An 8148-nucleotide genomic window follows, 5' to 3' on the forward strand; every position below is an offset into this window, starting at 1 on the left:
GTTTTTATCCATTTTGGAAGGGACTGTCTGCAACCTGTTGACTTCCATTTGTGCAGTAATTATACTACAAACATAACAATTAAACAAGTGCTTAATGGTTAAATCTAAAAAGTGAAAAGGAGAATTTGTAATGAAGAAAACCTATAAGATTGAAGTTGATTGTGCCAACTGTGCTAATTTAATGGAAGATGCAGCAAGAAAAACAGCTGGTGTTGCTTCTGCTACAGTTAATTTTATGACTCAGAAGATGATTGTAGAGTTTGAAGAAGGCAAGGATGCAAAGCAGGTAATGAAAGAAGTTTTAAAAGCCTGTAGGAAAGTAGAACCTGACTGTGAAATTGAGATTTAGTTAGAAGCAGTATTTTATGGCGCTCCGGATGCAGAAAGCGGAAGGGGCGCTGATTTGAAGTATATAATTCAACAAATAAGCAAATATTAAATTGAAAGGAGGCTTCGTTATGACAAAGAAGCAGAAAAAAATGCTGGTTCGGATTCTTATTTCGGCGGTCATGGTGGTAGGTTTAAAACTCCTGCCGTTTAATGGATTTATAAATATAGTACTTTATATGGCGACATATTTGGTGATTGGCTATGATATATTACGGAAGGCCGGAAAGGGAATTGTGAACGGTCAGGTGTTTGATGAAAATTTTTTGATGGCTGTGGCGACAGTCGGTGCTATTGCACTTGCTACTTATGAAAAGAGTGGTGATTATAGTGAAGCAATTGCTGTTATGCTGTTCTATCAAGTAGGAGAATTGTTCCAAAGTTACGCTGTGGGTAAAAGCCGCAGAAACATTACTGCCCTCATGGACATCAGACCAGATTATGCAAATATTGAACGTGATGGGAAGTTGAAAAAGGTTGATCCAGATGAGGTTGGTATTGGAAACGTGATCGTGGTACAGCCGGGTGAAAAAGTTCCTATTGATGGAGTTATCATAGAAGGAACTTCAGCTTTGAACACCAGCGCACTTACCGGAGAAAGCATGCCAAGAGAGGCCGGTGAGGGAGACGAGGTAATCAGTGGATGTATCAATATGACAGGGGTACTGAAAATCCAGACTACAAAAGAATTTGGAGAATCAACAGTTTCTAAAATCTTGCAGCTAGTGGAGGATTCTAGCTCTCGTAAGTCACATTCGGAGAATTTTATTTCTAAATTTGCAAAAATTTATACACCAGCAGTATGTATTGCTGCACTGTTGCTGGCAGTTTTACCACCTGTTTTTAATTTAATTACAGGAAATGCGGCAAACTGGGCAAACTGGATTTATAGTGCGCTTACATTTCTTGTAATTAGCTGTCCGTGTGCATTAGTAGTTAGTGTGCCACTCAGTTTTTTCGCTGGAATAGGTGGAGCCAGCAAAGAAGGTGTTCTGATTAAAGGCTCAAATTATATGGAAACATTATCCCAGACGAAAGTTGTAGTTTTTGACAAGACAGGGACACTGACTCAAGGAGTATTTGAGGTGAGCGGTATTCATCACAATGAGATGGAGCAGGAGAAACTTTTAGAATACGCAGCTTTGACAGAATGTTCTTCCTCCCATCCGATTAGCAAGAGCCTTCAGCGGGCCTATGGAAAAGAAATTAACCGTAGTCGTGTGACAGATATTGAAGAAATCAGCGGACATGGATTGATCGCAAAAGTAGACGGCATTGAAGTGGCGGTCGGTAATCCTAAGTTGATGAAAAGGCTGAATATTCCGTATGTGGACTGCCATTCAGTTGGAACTATCATTCATGTAGCAATTGATGGGGCATATGCTGGTCATATTGTAATCTCTGATATTGAAAAGCCAAATTCTAAAAAGGCAATTGCGGAATTGAAAAAAGCTGGAGTTGAAAAGACTGTTATGCTTACAGGAGACGCAAAGAGGGTTGCTGAAAAAGTTGCTTCTGACCTTGGCATAGATGAAGTCCACAGTGAATTACTGCCTAGCGATAAGGTTACTCAAGTGGAACGATTGTTAGAACAGAAAGGGAAAAAAGCGAAGCTAGCTTTTGTAGGCGATGGCATCAATGACGCTCCGGTGCTTGGACGTGCCGACATAGGAATTGCTATGGGAGCAATGGGATCCGATGCGGCTATAGAAGCAGCAGATGTGGTATTAATGGATGATGATCCAATGAAGATTGCTAAAGGGATTAAAATTTCTAGAAAGTGCATCTCTATAGTTTATCAGAATATTGTATTTGCTTTAGTTGTAAAATTTGTTTGCCTTGGTTTGGGTGTGGTTGGTATTGCAAATATGTGGATGGCAATTTTTGCTGATGTAGGGGTGACAGTAATCGCAGTATTGAATGCAATACGTGCTTTGAGAGTACACAATCTATGATAATTAACGATTAATGTTTGACTTGTAATAAACTTAAATATATAGGCGCAGACACCAAAAGACTGCGCCTTTTTTAGGAGAATAAATATACAAATGAAAAATGTATACGATACGGTTCAGGTTGATTATAGTCAATTGGCTGAATTTTTTAAGGTGTTGGGTGAACCTACAAGGCTTCAGTTACTTTTTTTGCTGTCTGACAGAGAAATTTGTGTCAGTGAGTTGACAGGTTATCTCAATGCATCACAGTCTACGGTATCCCATCAGTTAAATATATTAAAAGCTCATAAACTCATAAGAAGACGCAGAGAGGGCAAGCAGATATATTATTCTGTATCTGATTGCCATGTGAGTTTGGTTACCAAGTTAGGAATAGAAATTGTTACAGCCCGGAAATAGTGAAAGTTTATTAGTTTAATCTCCACATAATCCCCACATCATTCTGATATAGTAAAACGAACAAGATTAATTAGGTTACATGTGAAAATATTCCTATATGAGAGGTGAGATTATTTTATGGAAAGGCGAATATTTATGATTCAGGGACTGAACAATAAAGATTCTGCAGATAGGATATGTGAGGAACTAAAGAAGATTGTAGGAATAAATAAAATAGAAATTTATTTTGAGACGGGGCAAATGATTCTTGAAGCAGATTACGTATCTATGCCGAGGATTATAAATGCGATTATTACCATCACATCTATATTGGACTATAGAGTTACGATTATAGAGGTAGATTGAAGCGAGGACAGGATATGGAACTAATGGAAAGTACAAAAAAAAGGACGGTATTGATTGTAGATGATGAGATCAAGATTACGGAAGTGTTGGAAGCATATTTAAAAAATGCAGGATATCAAACAAAGTCAGTACATAGTGGACAGAAAGCAATAGAGGCGGCAGAGGAACTGAAGCCGGATTTGATTATTTTGGATTTGATGCTACCGGATATTATGGGAGAAGATGTCTGCCAGATGATTCATCAGAAGCAGGATATACCTATCATTATGTTGACTGCAAAAATAGAAGAAAATAATATGGTCAGGGGTCTGCAGATTGGTGCGGATGATTATATTGTTAAGCCTTTTAGTCCAAGGAATGTATTGGCCAGAGTAGAGACGGTGTTAAGGCGCACTCAGAAAAGGATGGAGGAAAATAAGCAGGATGTTGTAATCATAGGAAATCATTATATTACAGTGGATTTTACATATCGGAAGGTAGAAAAGCAGGGGGAGGAAATCCATCTTACACCGACAGAATATAAAATTTTTGAACTATTGGTTAGGTCACCAAACCGTGTATTTAGCAGGGAACAGATTATATCTTATGCATTGGAGGATGAATTTGCGGGATATGATCGGAGTATTGATACTTACATAAAAAGTATACGACAGAAAGTGGAACCAGATGGAAAGATGCCTAGATATTTTGTGACAGTGTACGGTGTTGGATATAAATTTGTGTTATAAGAGGTGAATATGAAAACCATTAAGAGTAAATTGATTTTGACATATTCTTTGATTTCTATTGCCGTCATCTGTTCCATTGCTGTTGCGTTTATATTTAATATGGAGAGAGAATTTGAAAATTATGCTAAACGACAGCAGGAACAGAGAATATCCAATATCGTGAATGAATTACAGGACTTATATGATGCGGAAACTGGAAGTTTTAGTCAGGAACAGGTAGAAGTTATAGGAAATGCTGCAATGCAAAATGGGGTTTTTATCCATTTGGAAACAAAAGGTGGAGAAATGGATTGGGATATTCAAACACACAAGAGTGAAGAATGTCAACTTGTTTTAGAACATGCTGAGAGTAATATGCGTAGCAGATATTTTAATTTTCAGGGTAAATATCAGGAAGAAATATATACTCTGTCTTATGAAAATAAAAGCGTTGGAAAACTTACGGTTGGCTATTATGGACCGTATTCTTTTTCTGATGAGGAACTGCGTTTGATGAATAATCTCAACATCTGTTTTGTAGTTATTGGTGGGGTGTTTGTTGTAATAGCTATTATAATGGGAGGAATCATGGCACGAAAAATAGCGGAACCAATTTCAGATGCTGTCCGGGTGGCGGAAAAAATAGCGAATGGTGAATATGGAGTAAAGTCTTTGGTAACAAGCCGTACTGCAGAGACTCAACAGCTGATTACTGCAATTAATGAAATGTCGCAAACATTGAAAAAAGAGGAAGAACAAAAGCAGCAGATTACTGCGGATGTAGCTCATGAGCTTAGGACACCCTTAACCAACATACAGAGTCATTTGGAAGCGATGATTGATGGTATATGGGAGCCAACAGGAGAACGTTTGGAAAGCTGTAGAGAAGAGATTCTCAGACTGTCAGGGATTGTGAAGCAACTCCAGGAACTGTATTTGTTGGAGAATCGGAAGGGAATACTTAGATACGAGGATTTTGATTTTTATGATATGTGTAAGCAGTTATACTACAATTTTGATGTTCAATTGGATAAGAAAAATCTGACATTTAACTTGTGTATAAAGCATGGCGATATAATTTGGGGAGACAGGGCGCGTATTATGCAATGTATGGTTAATCTAATTGGTAACGCAATAAGGTATGCCGAACCCCAAACAGCCATTTGGATAAGGTATTTAGAAATGGATTATATGATTGAAATCCAAGTAGAAAATATAGGAAATCCAATTCCCAAAGAATGTCTGCCACATCTGTTTGAGCGCTTTTATAGAGTAGATAAATCGAGAAATTCAAAAACTGGAGGAATGGGGATTGGATTGTCAATAACAAAAGCAATTGTTGAACGACACGGTGGGAAAATTTGGGCAGAAAACAGAGACATAAGAACCTTATTTTTTATTACTTTGCCCAAAAGAATAGAAAAAGAGGCGAAGTTATGAAATGAAATGTAGAAAATTAAAGTTAATATATTTTTTACTGAGTAGTATTTTATGTATGATGCTTCTTGGAATTGTACTGGCTATTTATGAAAAAAAGGTGGATGAAGAAACAATGGGATGCGGAATATCCATATATGGAATGGATATTTCGAAATGTACCCTGGAACAGGCAGTAAAAGAGATTGAAGAGACATTTCGAAATAAAGAAGTTGTTTTCCAGGAAAATGGGAAAAACATATTTGAGACGACAGTGGGAAATATGGGATATGCACTGGAGCCGTCTTTATTGAAGAAAGAACTTTTGAAAATAAAAAAACAAAGAGACCAAAAGCGTGGCCTGATTGAAAAAAGAAAGAATTATTCGATAGAGTATGAAATTAAAATGGAAAATAAGTTGGAAGATGTTTTGAATATCGAGGATTTCAATTTAGGAGAACGAATAGAATCATCAGATGCTTATATCGTTTACGACAAACAGAAAGAAGCATTTATTTTAGTGGATGAAATACAAGGTAATCAGATTGACAAAAAGAAGTTGGTTGAACAAGTGTATAATGCTTTAGCAGAAGACTTTGAAGAACAGCTGATCTCTAGTCGTTTAGAAATAAAAATAAATCGTCAGGTATATCAGACAGCTGTATCATCAGAAGAAAGTGATCTAAATAGAAAATTAGAAGAATTAAACAGACAGCTTTTGCAATACCGGACAACAACGGTTTCTTATATATTTGGCGATACTGTCGAAGTTTTGGACAATGAAAAAATATGTTCATGGTTAATTGTCAGTGGGGACAGTATAAGTGTTAAGGAAGAAGACGTAGTAGCTTTTGTTAAAGAATTGTCTTCAAAATATAACACAATGTACGTGCCTCGTTCTTTTAAGACTTCTTTTGGAGAAAAAGTAATTATCAGTGGAAATGAATATGGTTACTGGATTGACAAAGATGCGGAATTGCAGAAGTTGTTAGAAGATATAAAGAGTGGTAGTGATGTAAAACGAGAACCGGTTTACAGTAAACAGGGGTTGAGGAGGAACGGAAGTGATGATCTTCAGGGAAGTTACATAGAAGTAAGTTTAGATAAACAATATTTATGGCTTTATAAAAATGGAAAGCTTGTTACAGAAACAGATATTATCAGCGGACTTCCTAGTGAGGGATTACAGACGTATCGTGGGTCATGGCCAATTGCATATAAAGCAAGGCCATTTACACTGAGCAGTGATATTTATGGATATGAGGTAGAAGTGGAATATTGGATGCCGTTTGTGTATGGACAGGGACTCCATGATGCGGACTGGCAGGATGCATTTGGTGGCGAGTTATATAAGACAAAGGGAAGTCATGGTTGCATCAATCTTCCTAAAGAACAGGCAAAAATTATTTATGATACGATTGAAGCAGGTTATCCGATTATTATTTATTGATGAATAGATACAATAACTTTTTTAAATTTTTGTTGAAATAGAACCTTAGGGATATCACATGATTTGAAGTGAAATAGTGGGTGGTGGTGTTGAAAGAAATGATAGAGATTGTAATGAGGAAGATTGGAAAGTCGGGGAATATTACAGAGACTGTTCTGGTTTCATTGCCAAATGCAGAATCCGCTACAATGACTCATGATCCCAATATACTTACTTTCTCTCAGTTGGAAATTCATCTTCAGAAACAGATGATTTTCCAAAATGGTAGATTTATTTCTCTTTCTCATTTAGAGTTTCAGACCCTTTCTTATCTGGCATTACATCCTGGATGGGTGATTTCAAAAGAACAGATTTATGAAGCTGTCTGGAAAGAAGATCAGGAATATTGCGGAAGTGCTGTGGCAAATGTGATCAGCCAGATTCGAAGAAAAATTGGAAACGGTTATATAGAGACAGTGATAAACAGTGGATACAAATTTGTTGGGTAAATTGAAATCTAAATCCTAGAGTCAGGGATATTATTTTGCTTAGAGGTTGCGTTTTCCTTTCCTATTACATACAGAATAGTTAAGCATATTTCAAAAAGTACACAATTTGGAATATGGAAAAAGAGACGTGAATTTTGTACCGAAATGTATGGATAATTCCTTTTGGAATATTCCAGAAGAAATGCCTACATTTTGGAACATTTGCAGAAGGGAGAGTGCAAAATGGCTGTATATGGTTATCACAGGACCAGCACTAGGGACCAGCATCTTGACAGAGGAATTCAGGAGATACGGCAATTCTGTAAGGAACACGAAATGGAGCTGAAAAATATCTTTACGGATCAGCAGACAGGAAAGAATTTCAACAGACCAAGATACACTGTGCTGGTAGAAGATGTTCTGCGGTCAGGAGATATTTTGATTATTACGGAATTGGACCGGTTGGGCAGGAATAAGAAGGATACCATGGAGCAGATTCGACAACTGCAGGAAATGGGCGTGCGGCTAATGGTTCTGGAGTTGCCGACTACATTGATGGATATGTCAAAAATGGATAACACCATGGCTTGTCTTATGATGGAAACCATCAATAATATGATGCTGGAACTTTATGCTTCTATGGCACAGGCAGAAATTGAGAAAAAAGAAAAGCGCTAGAGAGAAGGCATAGAAATGAAGAAGCTCCGAGGAGAATGGGATGATTATGGAAGACCTGCAGCAATCGGAGAAGATAAGTTTGATGCAGCATTTTCAAAAGTAATTGCCGGAGAGATTACACCGACAGAGCTTCGGAAAGAATTAGGATTATCCCACACGACGTTTTATCGCTATCGAAAAAAATATTTAGAAAAACATCCTGAGATTTTGCAATCATCAGATTAACGTCACTATTACTAAGTATAAAAGATAATTTTTCAGGAGGAATAATAGAATGAGCGAGAAACGAGAAGGTAATCTTTTTTATGACAAGGAAAGTGGACGTTATGATATCCGATTTGGAA

General features: G+C 37.2%; 10 protein-coding genes. All 10 read left to right on the top strand.

The window, feature by feature from the left end; genetic code table 11:
* Positions 1 to 130: 130 nt before the first annotated feature.
* The 10 genes from JQM82_RS13135 to JQM82_RS16425 all read left to right on the top strand — a co-directional run bounded on the left by JQM82_RS13135 (position 131) and on the right by JQM82_RS16425 (position 8029).
* Positions 131 to 349 carry a cation transporter gene (locus JQM82_RS13135; RefSeq protein ID WP_235250825.1) on the top strand — a complete coding sequence of 73 codons (219 nt, stop codon included), beginning with the start codon at positions 131 to 133 and terminating at the stop codon, positions 347 to 349.
* Positions 350 to 458: 109 nt separating this feature from the next.
* Complete coding sequence (locus tag JQM82_RS13140; RefSeq protein ID WP_235250827.1) at positions 459 to 2342, top strand: heavy metal translocating P-type ATPase; 1884 nt, start codon at positions 459 to 461, stop codon at positions 2340 to 2342.
* A 93-nt stretch (positions 2343 to 2435) separates the two neighbouring features.
* Positions 2436 to 2741, top strand: coding sequence for an ArsR/SmtB family transcription factor (locus JQM82_RS13145; protein ID WP_235250829.1), 306 nt, complete (start codon positions 2436 to 2438; stop codon positions 2739 to 2741).
* Between the two features lie 135 nt (positions 2742 to 2876).
* On the top strand, positions 2877 to 3086 hold the full coding sequence (locus tag JQM82_RS13150) for a hypothetical protein (RefSeq protein WP_235250831.1): 210 nt from the start codon (positions 2877 to 2879) through the stop codon (positions 3084 to 3086).
* 23 nt (positions 3087 to 3109) lie between these two features.
* Positions 3110 to 3814, top strand: a complete 705-nt coding sequence (locus JQM82_RS13155) for a response regulator transcription factor (RefSeq protein WP_235250833.1) — start codon at positions 3110 to 3112, stop codon at positions 3812 to 3814.
* A 9-nt stretch (positions 3815 to 3823) separates the two neighbouring features.
* Complete coding sequence (locus JQM82_RS13160; RefSeq protein ID WP_235250835.1) at positions 3824 to 5233, top strand: sensor histidine kinase; 1410 nt, start codon at positions 3824 to 3826, stop codon at positions 5231 to 5233.
* Positions 5234 to 5519: 286 nt separating this feature from the next.
* Positions 5520 to 6659, top strand: a complete 1140-nt coding sequence (locus JQM82_RS13165) for a L,D-transpeptidase family protein (protein ID WP_235250837.1) — start codon at positions 5520 to 5522, stop codon at positions 6657 to 6659.
* Positions 6660 to 6757: 98 nt separating this feature from the next.
* Positions 6758 to 7147, top strand: a complete 390-nt coding sequence (locus JQM82_RS13170) for a winged helix-turn-helix domain-containing protein (RefSeq protein WP_235250839.1) — start codon at positions 6758 to 6760, stop codon at positions 7145 to 7147.
* 222 nt (positions 7148 to 7369) lie between these two features.
* Positions 7370 to 7804 (top strand): recombinase family protein, encoded by a 435-nt coding sequence (locus JQM82_RS13175; RefSeq protein WP_331472909.1) that lies wholly within the window; start codon positions 7370 to 7372, stop codon positions 7802 to 7804.
* Positions 7805 to 7819: 15 nt separating this feature from the next.
* Entirely contained in the window at positions 7820 to 8029 is a 210-nt protein-coding gene (locus tag JQM82_RS16425) for a hypothetical protein (protein WP_331472910.1), read from the top strand.
* The last annotated feature ends 119 nt before the right edge of the window (positions 8030 to 8148 follow it).

Origin of the sequence: Faecalicatena contorta (assembly GCF_021531995.1) — a bacterium.
Classification (GTDB): domain Bacteria; phylum Bacillota; class Clostridia; order Lachnospirales; family Lachnospiraceae; genus Dorea_A; species Dorea_A contorta_A.

What these genes read in the sequence shown, in the direction of transcription:
- JQM82_RS13160 (WP_235250835.1), top strand. Translation starts at nt 3,824, where the DNA reads ATGAAAACCATTAAGAGTAAATTGATTTTGACATATTCTTTGATTTCT.
- JQM82_RS13140 (WP_235250827.1), top strand. Translation starts at nt 459, where the DNA reads ATGACAAAGAAGCAGAAAAAAATGCTGGTTCGGATTCTTATTTCGGCG.
- JQM82_RS13145 (WP_235250829.1), top strand. Translation starts at nt 2,436, where the DNA reads ATGAAAAATGTATACGATACGGTTCAGGTTGATTATAGTCAATTGGCT.
- JQM82_RS13155 (WP_235250833.1), top strand. Translation starts at nt 3,110, where the DNA reads ATGGAAAGTACAAAAAAAAGGACGGTATTGATTGTAGATGATGAGATC.
- JQM82_RS13135 (WP_235250825.1), top strand. Translation starts at nt 131, where the DNA reads ATGAAGAAAACCTATAAGATTGAAGTTGATTGTGCCAACTGTGCTAAT.
- JQM82_RS13170 (WP_235250839.1), top strand. Translation starts at nt 6,758, where the DNA reads ATGATAGAGATTGTAATGAGGAAGATTGGAAAGTCGGGGAATATTACA.
- JQM82_RS16425 (WP_331472910.1), top strand. Translation starts at nt 7,820, where the DNA reads ATGAAGAAGCTCCGAGGAGAATGGGATGATTATGGAAGACCTGCAGCA.
- JQM82_RS13175 (WP_331472909.1), top strand. Translation starts at nt 7,370, where the DNA reads ATGGCTGTATATGGTTATCACAGGACCAGCACTAGGGACCAGCATCTT.
- JQM82_RS13150 (WP_235250831.1), top strand. Translation starts at nt 2,877, where the DNA reads ATGATTCAGGGACTGAACAATAAAGATTCTGCAGATAGGATATGTGAG.